This is a genomic window from Microbacterium sp. PRF11 (assembly GCF_031844085.1).
Taxonomy (GTDB): domain Bacteria; phylum Actinomycetota; class Actinomycetes; order Actinomycetales; family Microbacteriaceae; genus Microbacterium.
This window is the reverse complement of the sequence record NZ_JAUZUP010000007.1, coordinates 1-22,305: the sequence shown is the minus strand read 5'-3', so window position 1 is coordinate 22,305 and position 22,305 is coordinate 1. Positions and strand designations below refer to the sequence as shown.

Genomic DNA, 22,305 nt, shown 5'->3' with positions numbered 1-22,305 from the left:
TCATTGTGCGCCGGAATCTATGAGCTTTCTATGGTGTGCATTATGGGATTCCTGTGAGCTGCGCAGCCACCGGCTGGACATCATCGCGAGGCCGACCCCCAGCGCTCCGCCGACCGTGTTGGCGGCGAGGTCGCGCACGTCGGCCACCCGCGACGGCAGCCACAGCAGCTGCGCGGTCTCGATCGCCGCGCTCAGCGCGAGGGCGATCAGGATGCCGTGCCACCACCGCCCCCGCCACGCCATCGCCAGCAGCCCCGCGGGGATGAACAGCGCGACGTTCGCCACGGACTCGACGACGTCGAAGGTGATCCAGAATGTCGCCGGGAGCCTGCGCAGCGCCTCGAGCACCCGATCCAGGATGCCGCCGACCTCGGCGTCGTAGATCGAGGGACGCAGCGTCATCCACCACAGGCCGACGGCGTAGACGCACGAAGCGGCGACGAGCAGTGCCCGCCGCCGCTTCGTCATCGGGGTCGTCAGTGGGTGTCCTCGGCCTCGATCTCGGTGCGGTCGCCCGACCAGAGGGTGTGGAAGGTGCCCTCCTTGTCGATCCGGCGGTAGGTGTGCGCGCCGAAGAAGTCGCGCTGACCCTGGATGAGGGCGGCCGGCAGGCGCTCGGCGCGCAGGCCGTCGTAGTACGCCAGCGACGAGCTGAAGGCGGGGGCGGGGATCCCGCTCGCCGCGGACAGCGACACGATGTGGCGCCAGGCGTCCTGGGCGCGGCCGAGGGCCTCGACGAAGTACGGGGCGGTCAGCAGGACGGGCAGCTCGGGCTCGGCGTCGTACGCCTCGGCGATGCGGTTGAGGAACTGGGCGCGGATGATGCAGCCCCCGCGCCAGATCTTCGACACGGCACCGAGGTCGATGCTCCAGTCGTACTGCGCCGCACCCGCGCGGATCTCGTCGAAGCCCTGCGAGTAGGCGACGATCTTCGAGGCGTAGAGCGCGAGGCGCACCTGCTCGATGAACGCGTCGGCGTCTTCGCCCGAGAGCAGCTCCGTGCCCGAGGGGCCGGGGAGCTCGCGCGAGACCTCGCGCTGCTCGGGGTGGCTCGAGAGCGAGCGGGCGAAGGTGGCCTCCGCGATGCCCGAGACGGGCACGCCCAGGTCGAGAGCCGTCTGCACGGTCCACGCGCCGGTGCCCTTCGCGCCGGCCTGGTCCAGGATGACGTCGACGAGGGGCTTGCCGGTGTCGGCGTCGGTCTGGCGCAGCACCTCGGCGGTGATCTCGATGAGGTACGACTCCAGCTCGCCGCGGTTCCATTCGGCGAACACGTCGGCGATCTCGGCGGGCGTCTTGCCCGTGGCGCGACGGATGAGGTCGTAGGCCTCGGCGATGAGTTGCATGTCGGCGTACTCGATGCCGTTGTGCACCATCTTGACGAAGTGACCGGCGCCGTCGTGGCCGACGTGGGTCACGCACGGCTCGCCCTCGGCGACCGCAGCGATCGACTTCAGGATCGGGCCCAGCGTCGCCCATGCCTCGTCGGATCCGCCCGGCATGATCGAGGGGCCGCGCAGAGCGCCCTCCTCGCCGCCGGAGACGCCCATGCCGACGAAGTTGATGCCGGTGTCGCGAACGGCCTTCTCGCGGCGGATGGTGTCGGTGAACAGCGCGTTCCCGCCGTCGACGATGATGTCGCCGGGCTCGAAGACCTTGACGAGCTCGTCGATGACGAAGTCGGTGGGGCGGCCGGCCTTCACCATGATGATCGCGGTGCGCGGCTTCGACAGCGACGCGGCGAAGTCCTCGTACGAGAACGAGGCGACGAAGTTCGCTTCGGGGTGCTGCTCGAGCACGTGCTCGGTCTTGTCCTGGCTGCGGTTGAAGATTGCGACGGTGTTGCCCTCGCGGCTGGCGAGGTTGCGGGCGAGGTTCGAGCCCATGACGGCCAGGCCCACGACGCCGATGTTGGCGGTGCCGTCGCCTTCGCCCTCGGGGCGCGAGTCGGCTTCGGCGGTGGGACGCTCCACCTCTTCGATGCCGGGTGCGCCTTCGTGCACCTGTGCGGCCTCGTGCGGGGCCTGGTCCTGGTCGGTCGAAGGTCCGGTCGGGGAGGGGGTCGACGTCATTCGTTGCTCCGTTTTCGGGTGCGAGGAAGGGGTGGGCGAGCGCACGCGGGCCGCCTCCGCCACTGTATCGGCTCGGCCCGCGCGTGTTTCAGGGTGTGGCGGTGAGGTGCAGGCGGGCGACGACCTCGTCGACCTGCTGCTGCGGTGTGAGGTCGAGGTCGACGCGGATCGCCCGCTCATCGGCATCCGGGATCTCGAGGGTCTCGAACTGCGAGGTGAGCAGCGACGGCGGCATGTAGTGTCCCTGGCGGCGCAGCAGGCGCTCGAGCACGAGCTTCGGGTCGCCCATCAGCAGCACGAAGGTGACGTCGTCGCGGCGCAGCACGTCGCGGTAGCTGCGCTTCAGGGCGGAGCACGTGATGACACCGGGGCGGCCGGCGGCAATCCGACCGTCGATCCACCCCGCGACGCGATCGAGCCAGGGCCAGCGGTCGTCGTCGTTGAGGGCGTGACCGGATGCCATCTTGGCGACGTTCTCGGCGGGGTGCAGGTCGTCGCCCTCTTGGAAGTCCCAGCCGAGGCGACCGGCGAGCATGCCGGCGACGGTGGACTTGCCGGTGCCGGCGGGTCCCATGAAGACGAGGACGGGGACGGGAGCGGTCATGGCTTCTCTCTTCGTCGAAAGCGGTCGGTTGACGGTCAGATCGTGCGGCGGACTTCGGTGAGCACGGCGGCGACGTACATCCGCGTGTGCTCCTCGGCGGCGTCGGCGTCGGCGCGACCGATGGCTTCGGCGGTCGCGACGTGGTTGTCGAGGGCGTCGGGGTTCGGGATGCCGGGGGTCAGACCGTGCATCGCGCGGCCCTCGATCGCGGCGGCGATGGGCGCGCGCGCGGCGGCGAGCATGAGGTTGCCGCTGGAGATCAGGATGAGGTCGTGGAAGGCGATGTCGGCCGCGAGGTACTCGGGGGAGTTGCCGAGGCCGGCCGCCCCCAGCCGTGCGAGCTCCTCGGCGAGGCGGAGGATCTCGCCGCGCTGGAGGTCGGTGGCGCGGCGCGCGCTCAAACGGGCGGCGACCGGTTCGATCGCCGCGCGCAGCTCCGTGGTGTTGACGATGAGTTGGTCGCGGCGGCGGCTCGCGAGCTGCCAGCCGATGAGGCGGGTGTCCAGGGCGCTCCAGTCGGAGGCGGGGCGCACGGTGATGCCCACGCGGCGGCGCTGAGCGAGCATGCCCATGGCTTCCAGCACACGGACGGCCTCGCGCACGACCGTCCGTGAGACGCCGTACTCGGCTTCGAGGGCGGCGAGGGTCAGCACGCGGCCGGCGGGCAGCTCTCCGTCGACGATGCGGATGCCGATGGCATCCAGCACGGAGTCGTGCGAGGCGCGGGCCATGACCCCTCCTTAGGTCGTTTGGTACGACCATATCTTGTCAAAAATATGATCATTGTGTGAAAATGCCCTGACTGGACTCGTGGGCGCGGGTCGATCACAGCATGCCCGACGCCGCGCACCCTGAATCAACGGAGATCTCTTGGACGACTGGACTCAAACACTCGGCACGGCGCCGCTGCTCGCCATCGCGGCGGGCGCGATCGCACTGATCCTGGTGCTCATCATCTGGCTCAAGGTGCACGCGTTCCTCGCGCTCATCATCGTGTCGCTCGTGACGGCGTTCGTCGCCGGCATCCCCGTGTCGGCCATCGTGTCGACGCTCACGGGAGGGTTCGGAGGAACCCTCGGCACGGTCGCCCTGCTGGTCGCACTCGGCGCGATGCTCGGGCGGCTCATCGAGCACTCCGGCGGGGCGCAATCGCTCGCGGAGACGTTCGTGCGCATCTTCGGCGAGAAGCGAGCCCCGTTCGCCCTGGGCATCGTCTCGCTGATCCTCGGCTTCCCGATGTTCTTCGACGCCGGGCTCGTGATGATGCTGCCGATCATCTTCGCGATCGCCCGTCGAGTGTCGGGTAACAACGTGCTGCTGTTCGGTCTGCCCGCTGCCGCCGCGTTCTCGGTGATGCACGTCTTCCTGCCCCCGCACCCCGGCCCCGTCAGCGCCACCGAGCTTTACGGCGCGAACCTCGGCTTGGTGCTGCTCGTCGGCCTGCTCATCGCCTTCCCGATCTGGTACCTCTCCGGTTACCTGTGGGGCAAGTTCATCGCGCGCCGCATCGTGCTCCCGGTGCCCGCGCTCTTCGGCGATGTCGACGCCGACCAGCCGAGCAACCCGCCCAAGCCCCTGACCGTCATCGCCGTGCTCCTGCTGCCGATGCTGCTGATCTTCCTCAACACCGGTCTCACCACCCTGGGCTCGGCCGGGGTCGTCGACACCGACAACACGGTCGTGCAGGTGCTCATCCTGCTCGGCAACTCGCCCGTCGCCCTGCTCATCACCGTGCTCGTGGCGACCGTCGTGTTCGGCTTCCGCCGCGGCGAGAACGGCACGGCCCTCGAAAAGGTCGTCGACTCCGCTCTCGGGCCGGTGTGCTCGGTCATCCTCATCACCGGCGCCGGTGGCATGTTCGGGGCTGTCCTCCGCGCCTCGGGTATCGGTGACGCGCTCGCCGACAGCCTGGGCGACCTCGGACTCCCGGTCATCGTGGCGGCCTACATCATCGCGGTGATCCTGCGTCTGGCGCAGGGCTCGGCCACGGTCGCCCTCGTCACCGCCGCGGGCCTCGCGGCCCCGGCCGTCATGGCGGGCGACTTCTCGCCGCTGCAGGTCGTCGCGATCACGATCGCCACCGCTGCCGGCTCGGTCTTCGCCGGCCACGTCAACGACTCCGGCTTCTGGCTCGTCGGCCGCCTGATGGGCATGGACGTCAAGACGACGCTGAAGACCTGGACCGTGCAGCAGGCCATCGAGTCGGTGCTCGGCTTCGCTGCGGCGCTGCTCGTCTTCGCGATCGGAGCGGTCCTGTGACCGGCTCGAACGCCGATCTGTTCGACGTCTCCGATCGCCTGGCCCTCGTCACCGGGTCGTCCCGAGGTCTGGGCCGTGCGCTCGCTCTCACGCTGGCCCGCGGGGGCGCGCGACTGATCGTCCACGGTCGCGACGAGGCCGCCGTCGAGCAGACCCGCGCCGAGGCCGAGGAGCTGTCGGGACGTCCGGCCCACGCCGTGACCTTCGACGTCACCGACGCCGCGGTCGTCGAGAACGCCGTCGGCGAGCTGCTCGCGGAGGTGGGGACGCCCGACATCCTCGTCAACAACGCGGGCGTGCAGCGCCGCGCGCCGATCCACGAGTTCGCGGTGTCGGACTGGGATGACATCGTCGCGGCGAACCTGTCGGGGGTGTTCTACGTCTCGCGGTTCGTCACCCCCGCGATGGTGGCCCGCGGCTCCGGCAAGGTCGTGAACGTCGCCTCGGTGCAGTCGCGTCTCGCGCGTCAGACGATCGCCCCGTACTCGGCGACCAAGGGCGGCGTCGCGCAGCTGACCGCAGGCATGGCCGCCGACCTCGCGCGCTTCGGCATCCAGGTCAACGCGCTCAGCCCGGGCTACTTCGCCACCGAGATGAACCGCGCTCTCGTCGACGACCCCGAGTTCACGCGCTGGCTCGAGCAGCGCACGCCCGCCGCCCGATGGGGCGAGGTCGACGAGCTGCGCGGAGCCCTGCTCTTCCTCGCCTCGGATGCGTCGAGTTTCGTCTCGGGGCAGAACATCTTCGTCGACGGCGGGATGACGGCGGTCGTCTGACCGCGGAGAGGAACGATGATGCAGTCACTGCTGATCGAGAAGGCGCTCACCGCCGCCGTGCACGAGGTCGACGTCCCCGAACCGGGGGAGAGGCAGGTGCGCCTGCGCGTCGAGTACGTCGGCATCTGCGGCTCCGACCTGCACTACTACTTCGAGGGGGCCAACGGCGCCTTCGTCGTCCGCGAGCCGCTCGTCCCGGGGCACGAGCTATCAGGGCGGGTCGACCTCGACCCCTCGGGCACCCTCGCCGCGGGCACCCCGGTGACCGTGCACCCCGCGCGCTTCGGCACGCCCCGTGCGGGGATCGAGGACGCCCCGCACCTGTGGCCCGGGGGCTCGTACCTCGGCAGCGCGTCGACCTGGCCGCACACCCAGGGCGCGGCATCCGAGTATCTGATCGTCGAGGCCGCCATGGTGCGCGTCCTCCCCGACGACCTCCCGGTCCGGCGTGCCGTTCTGGCCGAACCGCTGGCCGTCGCGCTGCACGCGCTCGGCAAGGCGGGCGACGTCGCGGGTCTCGAGGTCCTGGTGACCGGGTCGGGGCCCATCGGGCTCATGGCCGTGGCCGCCGCCGTCGCCGCGGGGGCGCGCGTCACCGCGACCGACGTGCTCGCGGGGCCCCTCGAGCGAGCCCGAGCCCTCGGCGCCGAGGCCGTCATCGACGTCTCCGCCGACGACGTCGAACCCAACGCCTACGCCGTGGTGCTCGAATGCTCCGGGGTGCCGGTGTCGATCTCGACGGCGCTGAAGGCTGTGCGCCCCGGCGGCACGGTGGTGCAGGTGGGCATGCTCCCCGACGACCCGCGGCCGGTCAACCTCGCGCCCTTCATCTCGAAGGAGGTGCGCTATCTCGGCGCCTTCCGGTTCCACGAGGAGATCGACCGGGCCGTGCAGCTGCTGGCCGAGAACCCCGTCATCGAGACGGCGCTCACGCACGAGTTCGCGCTGACGGATGCCGAAGAGGCGTTCGCCACCGCTCGTGACTCGCAGCGCTCCGGCAAGGTCGTCTTCGCGCTCTGACACGGAGAACGCCCCGGTGCTCGCCACTCGAGCACCGGGGCGTTCCACGTGTTCAGTCCGCGCTGCGCTCGGCCGTGAACCGGCGGGTCACCGCGATGTCGCGCTCGCCGAGGCCGCGGTCGACGATCTCGTCGAAGGCCGAACGCAGGGCCGGAAGGAGGGCGGGGCGGGTTCCGGTGGCCCGGGCGATGTCGGCGGCGAAGCGCAGGTCCTTGACCATGTACCCCGCGATGCCGCTGGGGGAGTCGTCGCCCTCGACGAGTTTGTCGCGGCGGCTGTGCAGCAGGTTCGAGCCCGCGTAGCCGCCGCCGAGCAGCTCCCACAGGGCCGCCGGGTCGACGTCGGAGCGCGCCGCGAGCTCAGTCGCCTCGCCGAGGGCGAGGATCGTCGCCGCGACCACCATCTGATTGCAGGCCTTGGCCACCTCGCCCGCGCCGAGCGGTCCGAGGCGCACAGGTCGTCCGCACGGCTCGAGCAACGCCGCGGCGTGTTCGGTGTCGGCGGGATCGCCCCCGAGCATGATCGACAGGGTGCCCGCTTTCGCGCCGTCCTCCCCGCCCGACACGGGACAGTCGACGACCCGGATGCCGGCCGGCAAGCGCTCCGCGAGTTCGCGGACCCCGACGGGGGAGGAGGTCGAGCCGATCATGACGAGGTAGTCGCGACCGCCGACGCCGGCGAGGAGGCCGTCGGGCCCGTCGAGGTGTTCCTCGAGCTGGGGGAGGTCGGGCAGCATCACCAGGACCGCGTCGGTCGCCGCGGCGAGCTCGCGCGCGGTCGGCGCCCACTGCGCGCCCACCGCGGTCAGATCCGGGCGATCGCGGCGCGCGTGCACCGTCAGGGATCCGCGTGCGTCCAGCAGATGCCGCGCCATCGGTTCGCCCATTGCGCCCAGGCCCCAGACGCCCAGGCGTGTGTCGTCGGAGGTACCGGTCTCTTCGTCGAGCGGAGTCATGGCGCGATCCTATCGGCTGGACAACAGGTTGAACAGGGTTCACTATGGTGAACAGCATTCGAAACAGCCCGCGAGCGGTCGGTGATCCTCGCGGTGGAGGGAAGAGACGACGATGTCGACGACGAAGAGCCTACGCGCGGTGGTCGCGGTTCCCCTGAGTGACGAGCACTGCCGCCTCATCGAACGCCTCGAACCCCGCGTCGAGGTGGTGCGCGACGCCTCGCTCACGCACCCCATGCGCGGGCCCGCCGATTGGTCGGGCGACCCCGCCCACGAACGCACCCCCGACGAGCAGCGTGCCTTCGACGCGATGGTCGATTCCGCCGAGGCCCTCTTCGGCATCCCCGACGTCGACCCCGCCGCCCTCGCGCGGACCGTGGCGGCGAACCCCCGTCTTCGCTGGGTCATGACCACGGCCGCGGGCGGGGGCGGTCAGGTCAAAGCGGCGGGCCTGGATCGCGAGTCGCTCGACCGTGTCGTCTTCACCACGAGTGCGGGGGTGCACGGCGGGCCGTTGGCGGAGTTCGCCGTCTTCGGAGTGTTCGCCGGGGCGAAGGATCTGCCGCGGTTGGCGCGCCAGCAGGCGGAGAAGACCTGGACCGACCGGTGGGAGATGCGTCAGGTCGACGAGATGACCGTCCTCGTCGTCGGTCTCGGAGGGATCGGCGCCGAATGCGCCCGTCGCTTCCACGCTCTCGGCGCTGAGGTCTGGGGGACCACGCGCTCCGGCGCCCCGGTCGAGGGCGTCGATCGACTCATCCCGCTCGACGACCTCGTGACCGCCGTGCAGCAGGTGGACGCCGTCGTCGTCACCCTGCCCGGAACCGATCAGACCCACCACCTGATCAGCGCGGAGGTGCTCGCCGCGGTCAAGCCCGGCGTCATCGTCGCCAGCGTCGGTCGGGGGACCGTGATCGACGAGAAGGCGCTTCTCGCCGCCCTCGACGACGGGCGGGTGTCGTTCGCCGCGCTCGACGTCTTCGAGGTCGAACCTCTGCCCGAGGACTCCCCGCTGTGGCGGCATCCGAACGTCCTCGTGAGCCCGCACACCGCCGCGTTGAGCAGCAAAGAGGAGGAGCGCATCGCCCGACGCTTCGCCGAGAACGCCACGCGCCTTCTCGACGGCGAGCCGATGCGTGCCGTAGTCGATACGGTCGAGTTCTACTGACACGGTCGCTCCGGCGACGTCGACGCAACGGGAGGTCGCAGTGAGCGACGACGACGACACCGCGATCGCTCGAGATCCGGCTCCGGCGGTGGGGCGGAGCATCCGCCTCCTCGGTCTGCTGGCCGAGGCCGACCGTGCGCTAACGCTCACCGAGCTGGCCGCGGGTCTCGGGCTGGCGAAGTCCTCGACCGCGAACCTGTGCCTGTCGCTCGAGGCCGGCCGCATGATCGAGCGCGTTCCGCTCGGCTACCGCCTCGGCATCCGTACCGCGGAGCTGGGCGGCGCCTTCGCGGCGCAGTTCAATCAGGTGCGCGAGTTCTACGCCGTGTGCGAGAGCTCACCGGTACTCGCGACCGAGCTCGTGCAGGTCGCCGTGCTCGACGACGTCGATGCCCTCTACCTCGCCCGGTACGAGGGGTCGCGTTCCGTGCGGCTCGGCACGCCGCTCGGCTCGCGCCTCCCGGCGGCCCTCTCCGCCACGGGGCGGGCGCTGCTCATGACCCGCTCCGACGACGACGTCCGCGCCCTCCTCGCGCACGGCCGCCCGCTGCCGAAGCTCACCGAGCACAGCACGGTCGACGTCGACGCGGTCATCGCGAAGCTGCGCGCTGCGCGCGAGCGCGGGTGGTCCGTCGACGAAGAGGAGTCCTTCCGCGGCATCGTCGGCGTCGCCGTCCCCCTCGAGGGGTGGGCGCCGGGCGATCCGCAGCTCGCGTTGGGCGTCGGCATCCCGGTCGCGGATGCCACGACCGAACGCCTCGCCCGCGTCGGCGCCGCGCTGCGCGAGGCCGCCGCGGCCTTGACGAACCCGTTCAGCGCGACGCGCGCGGGCTGATCCGCCCGCGCTGCCCCTCCTCGGGTTTGGGGCGAGGTTCGTCGTTCGGGGCGGAATGATCCCGCCCCGAGCTGCCGAACCCGCCCCGAACGCCCTTTGTCATGCCGTAGCGCCGGAAACGTGTTCAACATATTGAACTCTGTCCAGCGGGTTGGTACAGTCGGCTTCGTCGTAAGACCCCAGCCGATCGAAGGAGATGGCCGTGACCACTTCATCCAACCCGACGCCGCCGCCGACGGATGATCCCGAATACGCCGCCAATCTGCGGCGGGCGACGCTCGCCTCGAGCATCGGCAGTGCGCTCGAGTACTTCGACTTCGCGCTGTACGGCCTCTCGACGGCGCTCATCTTCAACGTCCTGTTCTTCTCGCAGGACAACCCGGCCCTCGCGACGGTGGCGGCTTTCGCGACCTACGGGGTCGGCTTCCTCGCCCGTCCGTTCGGCGGCCTCTTCTTCGGTGTCCTCGGCGACAAGCTCGGTCGCAAGTGGGTGCTGGTCATCACGATCCTGCTGATGGGTGGGGCCTCCACCGCGATCGGCCTGCTGCCGACGTACGAGGCGGTCGGCATCCTCGCGCCGATCCTGCTCGTGATCATGCGTCTGCTGCAGGGTTTCGGGGCGGGCGCCGAGCAGGCCGGGGCGACCGTGCTCATGGCGGAGTACGCGCCGGTCAAGCGTCGCGGGTTCTTCTCGGCCCTGCCGTTCATCGGCATCCAGGCGGGAACCCTTCTCGCCGCCGTCGTCTTCAGCCTGATCTCGCTGCTCCCCGAGGACCAGCTGCTCAGCTGGGGCTGGCGAGTTCCGTTCCTCGCCTCCTTCGTGCTGATCCTGCTCGCGCTGTTCATCCGCATGCGGCTTCGCGAGACGCCGACGTTCATCGAGCTCGAGAAGACCGAGCAGATCGCCGATCGCCCGATCCGCGACATCTTCACGCGCGGTCTCCCGGGCGTCGTCGTCGGCATCGGTCTGCGCATGGCCGAGAACGGCGGCTCCTACATGTTCAACACCCTCGCGCTGACGTTCTTCGTCGCCTCGGTCGGGGGCCAGGCAGACCGCAGCCTGCTCACCTGGGGTGTCACGCTCGGTTCGCTCATCGGCATCTTCTCGGTGCCGCTCACGGGGGCGCTGTCCGACCGCATGGGCCGGCGGACGGTCTACCGCGCGGGCGCGCTGTTCATGCTGCTGCTCACCTTCCCCGCGTGGTGGCTGATGTCGCTCGGCAGCTACCCGATCACGATCGCCGTGATCGCGATCGGCATCGGCGTCGCGGTGAACTCGATGCTCGGACCCCAGTGCGCGATGCTTCCCGAGCTGTTCGGCAACCGCCACCGCTACCTCGGTGTCGCGATGGCCCGCGAGATCTCCGCGGTGCTCGCCGGTGGTCTCGCCGGGGTCCTGGGCGCCTACATCATCGCGGTGAGCGGGGCGAACTGGTTGCTGCTGGCGATCTACATGGGCACGCTGGCACTCATCACCACGGCCTCGACGTTCCTCGTGCCCGAGACGCTGCGTCGCGACCTCACCCGCACCGACGATGCGATCAAGGTGTCGCGCGACGAGGCCGGCGAGGGCGTGGATGCCACGACCGTCACCGTCCGGACGATCGCGTGAGCGCGCCCGACCGGGCCGCTTCGATGACGGCAGCCATCTGATGCGTCTGGCGAGGATCTCCACGCCCGACGGTGTCCGTACCGTCCGCGCCGTGGCCGACGGTACGTGGATCCCCGTCCACGACCCGTTCGCCGCCTTCACCGCCGGGCGCGAGGTCCAGGATGCCGGCGGTCCGGTGTCGGGAACCCTCCTGGCGCCGTGCGAGCCGACGCTCGTCGTCGGAATCGCCCAGAACGGTCCGCGTCACGCCTCGCCGGTGCAGGCGTGGCTGAAGAGTCCCCGCACCGTCGTGGGCCCCGATGCGACGGTGACGCTCCGACGTGATGCCGGGACCACGGTGGCCGAGGCGGAAGTGGCCGTGGTGATCGGCCGGGAGACGACGGGCCTGACCGCCGGGAACGCGCACGAGTACGTCCTGGGTGTCACCGCGGTGAACGACCTCTCGAGCCCCGACCGCGCGGCGGTCGACCCGCGTAACTTCGAGTCCAAGTCGGGGCGGGGCTACACCCCGCTCGGGCCGTGGATCGACACCTCGATCGGGCTCGACGACGACGTGCCCCTCCGCTTGCTCGTCGACGGCGAGCCGGTCGCCGAGACCTCGGCCGGCCGCTACCCGGTCTCGCTGCGGGACTGCCTCGCGTACGTGGCGGGATGGACGACGCTCGGGCCCGGCGACGTGATCATGATGGGCGCCCCGTTCTCGGCATCCCCGATCCGGCCGGGAGCCGATGTCGACGTGGTGGTGGGAGAGATCAGCCTGCGCACCTCGACGGTGTGAGGCGGGGAGCCTCACGGCTCCGATGTGCGACGAGGCGGACCCGCGGTGGGCGGGTCCGCCTCGTTCGTCCCCGTCGTACGGGGGCGGTCATCGGTCGATCGCCCGAGGGGGCGGCCGGCGATCCGCGTGATCAGTGCTTCTTGTAGTTCGCGTTGCGACCCATCGAGAACAGGGCGCCGATCGCGCCGATGCCGCCGACCAGGGCGATGCCGCCGATGACCCAGAGCACGACGTGTGAGAAGAAGCCGCTGTCCATGATAATCCTTCGGGTCGGTGGGCTTCGATCCTATCGGGCCGCCGGGAGCGCCCCGGCACGCGCGGGTCGTGCGGGCACGCGCGCGCTGGTAGACTTCCGGGGAACTTCGGCGAGGGATGCCGCTTCGCGGGCCGTACGGCTCGCGGGCATCCGTGATCGACGCAGTGATGCAGGCTCCCCGGCTTTCCTCACGCGCTCGCGTTCGAGTCGAATCCAGACCACACAGGTGCGGGCCATGTCCCGCTCACAAGCTGCGGGCCGCGAGCCCGCGAGGAGAACATCATGTCGGAAGACAACAAGGTCGTCGCGGAGCTCCGCGAGAACTTCGGCAAGGGCTTCGCCCGTCGTCTGCGCGCCGCGGGCAAGATTCCGGCCGTCATCTACGGTCACGGCACCGAGCCCCAGCACGTCGCGCTGCCCGGCCACCAGGTCGCGCTGCTTATCCGCCGCGCCAACGCGCTGCTCGACCTCGACATCGCGGGCAAGGGCCAGCTCGTCCTCGTGAAGGACGTGCAGAAGGACCCCGTGCGCCAGATCATCGAGCACATCGACCTCATCGTCGTGAAGAAGGGCGAGAAGGTCCAGGTCGACGTCCCCGTCGTCGTCACCGGCGAGCCCTTCCCCGGCACCATCGCGATGCTCGACGCCGCCTCCGTGTCGCTCGAGGTCGAGGCCACCCACATCCCGCAGAACATCGAGGTCTCGGTCGAGGGTGCCGAGGACGGCACGCAGATCACCGCCGCGGACCTGACGCTGCCGCAGGGCGCGACCCTCGTCACCGAGCCCGAGACGCTCGTCGTCGGTGTCTCGATCCCGCTCGACACGATCGCCGCAGACGAGGAGATCGCCGAAGCCGACGCCGAGGTCGCCGAGGAGCAGTCCGAAGAGGCCGAGTCGGCCGAAGAGGGCGACGACAAGTAATCCCCGGCGGGCTCCGGCTCGCCGATCACGAGGGGGCGCGTTCTCGCGCCCCCTCGTTCTACTTTTCCGGGTCTTCGGGGCTCGGCTCGAGCGCGCGGACCCGGTTCGCGCATCCGGAAGGATGGATGCCATGGCAGACACCTGGCTCATCGTCGGTCTCGGCAACCCCGGCCCGCGCTACGAGGCGACTCGGCACAACATCGGTCAGATGGTGATGGACGAGCTCGCCGGGCGGCGGCGCGAGGCTTTCCGCGCGCACAAGGCGAACGCGCGCGTCGTCGAGACGTGGCTCCGACCGGGGGCGGCGAAGCTCGTGCTCGCCAAGCTCAACTGCTTCATGAACGTCTCCGGCGGTCCGGTGGCGGGTCTGGCGCGGTTCTACGGTGTCGAGGCTGAGCGTGTCGTCGTCGTGCACGACGAACTCGACATCCCCTACGACACCATCAAGCTCAAGACCGGGGGCGGTCACGGCGGGCACAACGGCGTGCGCGACATCGCCAAGGCGCTCGGCACCGCGGACTTCCCCCGCGTCCGCGTGGGCATCGGCCGCCCGGTGGGACGGCAGGACCCCGCCGACTGGGTGCTCGACCCGTTCAGCGCGATCGAACGGCAGACCCTGCCGATCCTCGTCTCGGATGCCGCGGATGCCGTCGAACTCCTCGTCGAGGACGGTCTCGTCGCCGCTCAGCAGCGCTTCCATGCCCCTCGGGTGTGACGCCTGGACTTCAACTTCAACGCTCGATCGGGCGGACGGGAACGGAGAGGACCGTCGATCCGTCCGGTGAGAGGGCGTGCCGGAATGGTCCGTGTGCGTCGAGGCCGCGCTCGAGGAGAACCGCGTCTAAGGCTGCCCAGCAGTCGCCGAGATCGACGGGGCGATCCGCCAACCGCACGCGTGCTCCTCGATCGGCGGCGGCCACGGTGAGCACGGGGGTGCCCGCTGTCGCCGTTCGACCGGGGATCAGCACCGTGACCGTGATGACCTGCAGGTTCGTCGTCCCGTCGTAGATCTGGACCACCGTCTCGGCGGGGCGCGGTTGCACGCGTTCCCTCAGTCGGTGGGCTACCGCGGCGATCTCGCTCTCGTGGAAGACCGGGGCCCGCGACCCGGCGCCCTGGAGGTGCGGCAGCGGCCCGATCTCGAGCGTCGCCTCGATGGCCTCTCGTGCCCGGTCGAGCGCTTCGAGGCGCTGATCGAGCTGACGAAGAGCGGCACGATCGCGGGCGATGCTCGCGGCGAGGGTGGACCGTCGCGCGTCGAGGACGGTCCGTACGCGGCTGATGTCGCTCGTCGAGTCGAACAGGTCGCGGATTGCGTCGAGTCCGAAGCCGTTGGCGCGAAGCGCGACGATCGTCTGCACGCGCCCCTCTTGCTCCGGTTCGTAGGTCCGCGCACCCGATCGCGGGTCCACCGCCGCCGGCGGGAGGATTCCGGTCGCCTCCCAATGGCGCAGCATGCGTGGAGTCGTGCCTGTGCGCCGGGCGAGTTCGCCGATGGAGAGCATGGACGACATTCCACACCCTGACACGGTGTCAGGGGGAAGCAGGCGATGACGCAGCGGCCGCGACCGCCTTCACGGTATGACGTCGTCGCGCACACGTCGTCCGGCGCCTCGGCCGGAAGGCCGTGGTTCGGGTGCACGAGAGTCGTATCCGCATGATCATCGCACGGGCACTCCTGAGGGCGGCGGCTCCTCCCGCGCGAACCGTACGGCCGGCGAATACGGGAGCGGATGGTCGGTGTAGACGCGCCCGGTGGGTGAGGTGAACTCGATGACCCCGCCGGGGAGTTGTCTGACCTGCCATCGGGTGAATTGCTTCTGCGTGTGGTGTCTCTGGCAGAAGTGGCAGAGGTTGCACACGTGAGTTTTGCCGCCGAGGGCGTAGTCGAGGTTGTGGTCGACCTCGCAGCGCACCGCCGGGGCCGTGCAGCCGGGCCACCGGCAGTGCCGGTCGCGGGCACGAAGGTACCGGTCGATCGCGGCGGTCCGCTGATACGTGTCGGTGCAGAGCACGGCTCCGGTGACGGGGTGGGTGAGTACCCGGTCCCAGGGCACTCTCGTCGTCTCGGCGAGGCGTCGGGCGGTGTCGATGTCGATGGGGCCGTGTCCGACGAGTTCGGCGGGGTCGATGTTCTCCCGCTCGGGATTCAGGACCGACAGTGCGGGGACGACGACTTGCACACGCGCTCGGATGGCACCGAGGGTGCCGGGGCCGTCGTCGGTGCGGGTGGGGTCGGCGTCGGGCGCGGCGGTCAGGAGGAGGTCGGCGAGGATGTCGGCGCGAACCTGATCGGTGCTGCGAACATCGCCTGCGCCTGCGCCTGCGCCTGCGCCTGCGCCTGCGCCTGCGCCTGCGCCTGCGCCTGCACCCGCGGTGGCGGCGGTCGCGTCGCGCTCCAGCGCCTCCATCGCGCCGACCGTTTCCCCTTCCAGCCGTTCGTCGGAACCGCGGCCAATACGGTCGATCCCGAACGCGGCGCCGCTGACGACCGACTGATCCGAACCGGACGAAGATGTGTCACCGGCGCCCGCCGAGACCGGCAATCCGGGCTCATCGCGCGCATCGATCAACGCTCGCGACTGCTGCGTCAACCGGTCGTAGATCCCCACCGCGAGCACCGTCGGAAGCGTCGCGATCAGATCGGACATCCCGTTCTCGCCCCGTACCACCCGGACGCACCGTTCCTCACGGCCCCGCCGGTGACGTTCGGTGATGGTGGTGGGCTGCAACCGCTCCGTCAGGGTCGCCAGTCGCGCGCGCAGGCGCCCGGGGCTCAGCCCTTCGGCGGTGGCGGCGGCGAGGACGTCGAACTCCGCACGCTTGTCGACGGGCAGGGGTGTGCCGGCATCCACGATGGCCTGCACGTGCGCCCGCGACAACGCTCCTGCTTCCCAGGCGTCAACGGTCGCCGGGAAATGGTCCACGAGCGTCAGCGCTCGCTCAATCTGCGCCTGCACCGACCGATCCGACAAACACCCCGCGGCCGCGATCTCCGACGCCACCTCCCGCAGCGCCATCTCCGCCGCGCGGGACGACGCCCGCTGCCCGGCCATGACGTCGATCGCGAGACGCCCTGCCCGGGCCAGCGCTCGGGTCTTGCGGGCTTCGGCAGACGCGAGTGCGGCATCCGCTTCGAGCACCTCGCCCAGCACGACCGCAAGCGGGTCGGACCCGTCGGGTGACGAGGGTGGAGGTGTCGAGAAGCTCATGCAGGCATGCTAGCCGTGACCTCCGACATTTAGCCTTCCGATCGGGTTTTTCTGTGGATGGATCTACCAGAGAACCGTCTGTGGAGGAACAGTCCGAAGCCTCTACGCAGCACGCAGCACGCAGCATGCCGCGCGCCAGGTCGCGTGCCTAACGCCTCTACGCAGCACGCCGCACGCAGCATGCCGCGCTCCAGGTCGCGTGCTTGACGCTTCCACGCAGCACGCCGCACGCCGCCCCGCCGGCCGGCTGATCGAGTCCCGGCATCCCGGTGCAAGACGCACCGCGACGCATCCAAGCGCATCCTGTTCAGCGCCCGGAACCTCGCGAGCAAGCCAACGCGTCGCATCCGGAGCGTTCCGCTCGAGCGCAGACATGGTCCGGCAGCACGCCCAGGTCGTTCCGCACCGCCCGCGAACCTGACGCACCTCGCCCGCGCGCGCCGCCCTGGACGAGACGCATCGCCTCCCCGAACGGGACAAGCCGGACCTGCGCGCCCCCGCCCGTTCCGCGCCGCAGAGTTCCGCTGTCGTCATCATCGAGAACGACAACGGCCCCGGCCTTCGAAAGACCGGGGCCGTGAAACGTCTTCGTCACATGGCGGAGCCGACGCCCACGGCCGCACCGACACCCAGGGCGACGACGACGGCGATGCCGCCGAGGACGGCGAGGACGATCGCGCCGATGCCCCAGCCGCGTCCGCGGTTCTTGACGGCCGCGATGATGCCCTGCACGAATCCCCACAGACCGAACACGCCGTAGACGAGGAACGCGACGACGCTCAGCACGGCGACGGCGACGGCGGCCTGCTGCGCCTCCGCCGGCACCGTGTTCGGGTCGATCTGACCGGTGGAATCGGCGTACGGTGCGATCGCGCCGCTCTGCAGTCCGCCGATGAAGGCGATGATCGAGCCGCCGACGACGGCGATGAGCGACACCACGAATGCCACGACACCGAGTCGCTTGGACTGCGCGACCGCACGCCGCGGCGGTTCACCGTAGGCGGGGGCTGCGGGAGCGCCGTATGCCGCCGCGGGGGCGGGTTCGCCGTACGCCTGGCTGCGTGCGGCGGGCTCCTCGTACGGCCCCGGGGGCGGAGGTGTGGTGCTCACGTGTTGCTCCTCTGGTCGACGGTGGGCGGGTTGCACCCGTTTCGGCGAGCATAAGGACGCGTGTTCGAGCGGTCGCGGGGCTGGACGCACCGCCCGTCAGCGGGGTATCGCCTGCTCCGAAGCCGGATGCCGGCGACCCTCGTCGCGGAGAATCCGCGGCTCAGACGCCGGTGACGGTGTCGAGACCGGCCGAGACACCGGCGATGACGGCCACGACCGCGAGCCCGCCGAAGATGAACGGACCCAGCACCGACAGGACGATCGCGGCGACGCCCGCGCCCGTGGCGGCCCGTCGGGACACCGCGACGATCCCGAGCACGAAGGCGGCGATGCCGACCACAGTTCCCGCCCAGAACGACACTTCCGCCAGCAGCACGAGGTCGCGTACCGGCGTGAGCACCCGCCAGTCAAAACCCGTCGCCGTGCTCATCGAACCGAGCCCCGGTGCAGCGCCCCGCGCGGAGCGGTAGGCCGCGAAACCGCCGATGGCGGAGGCCAGTACGGTCCCCATGACCGACAGGAGCAGTGCCCAGGTGCCGAGTGGGCGTCCGCGGCGAGGAACCGGGGGAGGGGAGAGGAGGGTACCGACCGGGGGAGCAGCGTGCGGCGCCGCGAAAACGGGCCCGTTCGAAGCGCTCGGCGAGGTCATCCCCACACTCTACGAGACCGCCGCGATGCCGCCGCGAGCGGCCTCACCGCGCCGCTCGATCCCCCTCGGGCCGGCCCGATGTCGGTGGCCCCGCGTAGACTTACACGAGTGACAGTTCCCGGGATCGTGCGCGCCCTCGAGCAGGCCGAGTCGTATCGTGAGGCCGCATCAGCGGCATCCACCGACCTGTCTCTCTCCCTCGTCGATGGTCTCGACGCCCCCGTCATCGCGGGCCTCATCGAGCGCCGGCGGGCCGCGGGTGAGCCGGGCGCCGTGCTGGTGATCGCCCCGACCGGACGCCGCGCCGAGTCTCTCGGGCCGGCTCTGGATGCCGTCCTCCCCGGCGCCCAGGTGCTGCACTTCCCCGCCTGGGAGACGCTCCCTCACGAGCGGCTCAGCCCGAGCCCCGAGACCGTCGGACGCCGACTCGACGTGCTGCGACGGATCGCCGCGTGGGACGGGACGACGCCGCTGGTCGTGACCGCCTCGGTCCGCAGCGCGCTCCAGCCGCTCGCTCCGGGCCTCGGCGACGTCGAGCCGATCGAGCTCACCGTCGGCGGCCGCGGGCTGGAACTCGAAGCCGCGACCACGCGCCTGGTCGAGCTCGCCTACCATCGCGTCGACATGGTCTCCCGGCGCGGCGAGTTCGCGGTGCGCGGCGGCATCCTCGACGTCTTCCCGCCGGTCGCCGACCATCCTTACCGCGTCGAGTTCTTCGGCGACGAGGTCGATCAGATCCGCGCCTTCTCGGTCGCCGACCAGCGATCGCTCCCCGGCGAGGTGTCCACCGTGACGCTCGTTCCCAGCCGCGAGCTGCTGTTGACCACCGAGGTCCGCGCCCGTGCCGCCGAGCTGCGCGACGGTTACCCGGGACTTCGTCAGCTGCTCGAGAAGATGGCCGAGGGCATTCCGGCAGAGGGCATGGAGTCGCTCATCCCGGTGCTCGTCGACGACCTCATCACCCTCGTCGACTATCTCCCCGGAGGCAGCGCCGTCGCTCTGGTCGATCCGGAGCGCTCGATCGCCCGCGCCACGACCCTCGGCGATACGAACCGCGAGTTCCTCGAAGCCGCCTGGTCGGCGGCGACGGCCGGTGCCGACACCCCGGTCGACCTGGACTCGGGGGACTTCGTCACCCTCCACGACCTCCACGAGATCGCGAACGGGCGTGGCGGCGTCTGGTGGCAGTTCAGCGCGTTCGATTCGGGAGCAGCGGATGCCGAGGACGAGGGGCTCGTCGTCGGTGACGACTCCGCGCACCGGGTGAAGGCCGAGCCGGTGCCCTCGTTCCAAGGGAACGTCGAGGGGGCGACCACACACGTCGGCGCGCTGCTCTCCGACGGATGGTCGGTGGTGGTCACGGCATCCGGACCGGGACTGGTCGACCGCGCGCGGGACGTCCTCGCGGAGCGCGGCATCGCCGCCCGCCGTGTCGACGAATTGCGTGTCCCGCCCGAGCCGGGTGTCGCGCACGTGGTGTGCGCGCCGCTGGAGCGCGGTTTCCAGCTGAGCGAGGCGAAGCTCGCCGTCATCACCGAGACCGAGTTCTACGGCCGTTCGGTCAGCGGCGACAATCGCGGCGTCAAGAAGCTCGCCTCGCGGCGGCGCAACGTCGTCGACCCGCTGCAGCTCAAGCCCGGCGACGTCGTCGTGCACGCGACCCACGGCATCGGCAAGTTCATCGAGCTCACGCAGCGCGAGGTGTCCAGCGGTGGGCGCAACGCGGTCAAGACGACCAAGGAGTACCTCGTCCTGGAGTACGCGCCGTCCAAGCGCGGCTACCCGGGCGACAAGCTGTTCGTTCCCACCGACCAGCTCGACCTGCTGTCGAAGTACGTCGGCGGCGAAGCCCCGACCCTGTCGAAGATGGGCGGCAGCGACTGGGCCGCGGCGAAGGGGCGCGCCCGAAAGGCCGTCCGCGACATCGCGGTCGAGCTGGTGAAGCTGTACTCGGCGCGCATGGCATCCAAGGGCTACGCCTTCGGCCCCGACACCCCGTGGCAGCGCGAGCTCGAAGAGGCGTTCCCGTTCGCCGAGACACAGGATCAACTGCAGACGATCGACGAGATCAAGGCCGACATGGAGAAACCGATTCCGATGGACCGGCTGCTGTCGGGCGACGTCGGCTTCGGCAAGACCGAGGTGGCGGTGCGCGCTGCTTTCAAGGCCATCCAGGACGGCAAGCAGGTCGCGATGCTCGTGCCGACGACCCTGCTCGTCAAGCAGCACCTCGAGACGTTCGCCGAGCGCTTCGCCGGGTTCCCGGTGACCGTGCGCCCGCTGTCGCGCTTCCAGAGCGACAAAGAGGCGAAGGCGACGCTCGCCGGCCTCACCGACGGCACCGTCGACATGGTCATCGGCACGCACCGCATCCTCACCGAGAAGGTGGTCTTCAAGGACCTCGGGCTCATGATCATCGACGAGGAGCAGCGTTTCGGCGTCGAGCACAAGGACGCGCTGAAGAAGCTCAAGACGAACGTCGACATCCTCGCGATGAGCGCGACCCCCATCCCGCGCACGCTCGAGATGGCGGTGACCGGCATCCGCGAGATGTCGACGCTGGCCACCCCGCCCGAAGACAGGCATCCGATCCTCAGCTATGTCGGTCCCCGCAACGACAAGCAGATCGCCGCGGCGATCCGGCGCGAACTCCTGCGCGAGGGCCAGGTGTTCTACGTGCACAACCGGGTGTCGTCGATCCAGCGGGTCGCCGCGCACCTGGCCGAACTCGTGCCCGAGGCGCGCATCGTCGTCGCCCACGGGCAGATGGGCGAGCACGCGCTCGAACAGGTCGTCGACGACTTCTGGGAACGCCGCGCGGACGTCCTCGTGTCCACGACCATCATCGAGACGGGTCTCGACATCTCGAACGCGAACACGATCATCATCGACCGCGCCGACAAATACGGCCTGTCGCAGCTGCACCAGTTGCGCGGACGCGTGGGCCGAGGCCGCGACCGGGCCTACGCCTATTTCCTCTACGACGAGATGAATCCGTTGTCCGAGACCGCGGCCGACCGTCTCGAGACGATCGCCGTCAATAACGATCTCGGTTCCGGCATGCAGGTCGCCCTGAAAGACCTCGAGCTGCGAGGCGCGGGCAACCTCCTCGGTGCCGAGCAGGCCGGGCACATCGCGGGTGTCGGTTTCGATCTGTACCTGCGCATGATCGGCGAGGCCGTCTCGACGTTCCGCGGCGAGGACGTGGACGGTCCCACCGAGCTCCGTCTGGAGCTGCCGGTCGATGCTCGTCTGCCCGAGTTCTACATCGACAGCGAACGCCTGCGGCTGGAGGCGTACCAGAAGCTCTCGGCCGCGGCATCCGCCACCGCCAAGGACGACGCGATCGACCTCGTCGTCGACGAGCTGCGCGACCGGTACGGCGAGCCGCCCGCCGAGGTCGAAGGGCTCATCGCCGTCGCGCGCCTGCGTCGGCGCGCAGCCCAGGCCGGACTCGCCGACGTCGTCGCGATGGGGTCGAACCTCCGCATCGCCCCCGCCCATCTCGCCGATTCGATGCGGGTCCGCCTGCAGCGCCTGTACCCGAAGGCGAAGCTCGTCGCCGGAGGCGATGCGATGGTCGTTCCCCTGCCCCAGGATGCCGACGATGCTCACCTCATCGCGTGGGTCCGGCAGCTGCTCGATGCTCTCTGGCCGCTGCCGATCGATGCGGCCGTGGAGACCGCGAACGCTTGACCATCATTCCCCGCCGCCCCTGACGGAGGACGAGGGCCCGGACGACCGATGGTCGACCGGGCCCTCGTCGCTTCGCCGGGGATTTCCGCGGGACCCGCGCGGCGACACGCCCGGGCGGAGGCGTCGATTCGACCGAACCCGGATCTCGACGTAATGTTTTACCTGTTCGCCCCACAGGGGAGAGCGGAGAGGCCGGAAGGCCCCGCATCGTCTCAAGCGGCGAACCACCCAAAACCCCAACACATGGTGTAAGGTTTTGATCCGGTCGTTCGACCGGTTCCCGAGGTTGATCTCCTGAGATCCCAGTGCGGAGCCGCAGTCCGACGGTCGATATGAAGTGAACTGCCTCACGGGTAGGTCTTGGTGACTGTTTCTGTGGGTG

Annotated in this window: 20 protein-coding genes; 10 read left to right on the top strand and 10 right to left on the bottom strand. The window is 70.2% G+C overall.

Translation table 11 applies throughout. The features are described from left to right. The 4 genes from Q9R20_RS15775 to Q9R20_RS15760 form a co-directional block, all read right to left on the bottom strand. Positions 1-468, bottom strand: a complete 468-nt coding sequence (locus Q9R20_RS15775) for a VanZ family protein (protein WP_311250235.1) — start codon at positions 466-468, stop codon at positions 1-3. An 8-nt stretch (positions 469-476) separates the two neighbouring features. After that, on the bottom strand, positions 477-2,072 hold the full coding sequence (gndA, locus tag Q9R20_RS15770; protein WP_311250234.1) for an NADP-dependent phosphogluconate dehydrogenase: 1,596 nt from the start codon (positions 2,070-2,072) through the stop codon (positions 477-479). 88 nt (positions 2,073-2,160) lie between these two features. Then, positions 2,161-2,676: a gluconokinase gene (locus tag Q9R20_RS15765; RefSeq protein ID WP_311250233.1), complete on the bottom strand. Its 516-nt coding sequence runs from the start codon at positions 2,674-2,676 to the stop codon at positions 2,161-2,163. A 35-nt stretch (positions 2,677-2,711) separates the two neighbouring features. Further along, on the bottom strand, positions 2,712-3,407 hold the full coding sequence (locus tag Q9R20_RS15760; RefSeq protein ID WP_295838327.1) for a FadR/GntR family transcriptional regulator: 696 nt from the start codon (positions 3,405-3,407) through the stop codon (positions 2,712-2,714). Positions 3,408-3,546: 139 nt separating this feature from the next. Here Q9R20_RS15760 and Q9R20_RS15755 point away from each other — a divergent pair, with 139 nt between their 5' ends. From Q9R20_RS15755 to Q9R20_RS15745, 3 genes are read left to right on the top strand one after another with little or no spacing between them, the layout of a single operon-like run. Next, positions 3,547-4,935, top strand: a complete 1,389-nt coding sequence (locus Q9R20_RS15755; RefSeq protein ID WP_311250232.1) for a GntP family permease — start codon at positions 3,547-3,549, stop codon at positions 4,933-4,935. Continuing rightward, complete coding sequence (locus tag Q9R20_RS15750) at positions 4,932-5,711, top strand: SDR family oxidoreductase (protein ID WP_311250231.1); 780 nt, start codon at positions 4,932-4,934, stop codon at positions 5,709-5,711. The genes Q9R20_RS15755 and Q9R20_RS15750 overlap by 4 nt, the downstream gene beginning before the upstream one ends. Positions 5,712-5,729: 18 nt before the next feature. Then, positions 5,730-6,731 carry a zinc-binding dehydrogenase gene (locus Q9R20_RS15745; RefSeq protein WP_311250230.1) on the top strand — a complete coding sequence of 334 codons (1,002 nt, stop codon included), beginning with the start codon at positions 5,730-5,732 and terminating at the stop codon, positions 6,729-6,731. 52 nt (positions 6,732-6,783) lie between these two features. Here the strand turns inward: Q9R20_RS15745 and Q9R20_RS15740 are convergent, their stop codons facing one another. After that, positions 6,784-7,686, bottom strand: coding sequence for an NAD(P)-dependent oxidoreductase (locus tag Q9R20_RS15740; RefSeq protein ID WP_311250229.1), 903 nt, complete (start codon positions 7,684-7,686; stop codon positions 6,784-6,786). A 112-nt stretch (positions 7,687-7,798) separates the two neighbouring features. Here Q9R20_RS15740 and Q9R20_RS15735 point away from each other — a divergent pair, with 112 nt between their 5' ends. From Q9R20_RS15735 to Q9R20_RS15720, 4 genes are all read left to right on the top strand, one after another. Continuing rightward, the gene (locus Q9R20_RS15735; protein ID WP_311250228.1) at positions 7,799-8,854 is read left to right on the top strand and encodes a D-2-hydroxyacid dehydrogenase; all 1,056 of its coding nucleotides are present in this window, start codon (positions 7,799-7,801) and stop codon (positions 8,852-8,854) included. A gap of 40 nt (positions 8,855-8,894) precedes the next feature. Continuing rightward, positions 8,895-9,689, top strand: a complete 795-nt coding sequence (locus Q9R20_RS15730; protein ID WP_311250227.1) for an IclR family transcriptional regulator — start codon at positions 8,895-8,897, stop codon at positions 9,687-9,689. A gap of 196 nt (positions 9,690-9,885) precedes the next feature. Beyond that, a complete protein-coding gene (locus Q9R20_RS15725; protein WP_396653704.1) occupies positions 9,886-11,301 on the top strand; it encodes an MFS transporter in 1,416 nt (471 codons plus the stop codon). A 91-nt stretch (positions 11,302-11,392) separates the two neighbouring features. Then, positions 11,393-12,079: a fumarylacetoacetate hydrolase family protein gene (locus Q9R20_RS15720; protein WP_311250225.1), complete on the top strand. Its 687-nt coding sequence runs from the start codon at positions 11,393-11,395 to the stop codon at positions 12,077-12,079. A gap of 130 nt (positions 12,080-12,209) precedes the next feature. Here Q9R20_RS15720 and Q9R20_RS15715 read toward each other — a convergent pair whose 3' ends face one another. Next, positions 12,210-12,335, bottom strand: a complete 126-nt coding sequence (locus Q9R20_RS15715; RefSeq protein ID WP_311250224.1) for a hypothetical protein — start codon at positions 12,333-12,335, stop codon at positions 12,210-12,212. Between the two features lie 282 nt (positions 12,336-12,617). On the opposite strand from Q9R20_RS15715, the gene Q9R20_RS15710 reads away from it, so the two are divergent. Together Q9R20_RS15710 and pth are read left to right on the top strand one after the other, a co-directional pair. Then, positions 12,618-13,256: a 50S ribosomal protein L25/general stress protein Ctc gene (locus Q9R20_RS15710; RefSeq protein WP_311250223.1), complete on the top strand. Its 639-nt coding sequence runs from the start codon at positions 12,618-12,620 to the stop codon at positions 13,254-13,256. Positions 13,257-13,386: 130 nt separating this feature from the next. Beyond that, complete coding sequence (gene pth, locus Q9R20_RS15705; protein WP_311250222.1) at positions 13,387-13,971, top strand: aminoacyl-tRNA hydrolase; 585 nt, start codon at positions 13,387-13,389, stop codon at positions 13,969-13,971. 16 nt (positions 13,972-13,987) lie between these two features. Here the strand turns inward: pth and Q9R20_RS15700 are convergent, their stop codons facing one another. The 4 genes from Q9R20_RS15700 to Q9R20_RS15685 all read right to left on the bottom strand — a co-directional run bounded on the left by Q9R20_RS15700 (position 13,988) and on the right by Q9R20_RS15685 (position 18,089). Further along, complete coding sequence (locus Q9R20_RS15700; protein WP_311250221.1) at positions 13,988-14,770, bottom strand: MerR family transcriptional regulator; 783 nt, start codon at positions 14,768-14,770, stop codon at positions 13,988-13,990. A gap of 147 nt (positions 14,771-14,917) precedes the next feature. Further along, positions 14,918-16,468, bottom strand: coding sequence for a DUF222 domain-containing protein (locus Q9R20_RS15695; protein ID WP_311250220.1), 1,551 nt, complete (start codon positions 16,466-16,468; stop codon positions 14,918-14,920). Positions 16,469-17,059: 591 nt separating this feature from the next. Beyond that, positions 17,060-17,578 (bottom strand): hypothetical protein, encoded by a 519-nt coding sequence (locus Q9R20_RS15690; protein ID WP_311250219.1) that lies wholly within the window; start codon positions 17,576-17,578, stop codon positions 17,060-17,062. Positions 17,579-17,738: 160 nt separating this feature from the next. Next, positions 17,739-18,089: a hypothetical protein gene (locus Q9R20_RS15685; RefSeq protein WP_311250218.1), complete on the bottom strand. Its 351-nt coding sequence runs from the start codon at positions 18,087-18,089 to the stop codon at positions 17,739-17,741. 246 nt (positions 18,090-18,335) lie between these two features. Here Q9R20_RS15685 and mfd point away from each other — a divergent pair, with 246 nt between their 5' ends. Beyond that, a complete protein-coding gene (gene mfd, locus Q9R20_RS15680; RefSeq protein ID WP_311250217.1) occupies positions 18,336-21,923 on the top strand; it encodes a transcription-repair coupling factor in 3,588 nt (1,195 codons plus the stop codon). Positions 21,924-22,305: the final 382 nt, after the last annotated feature.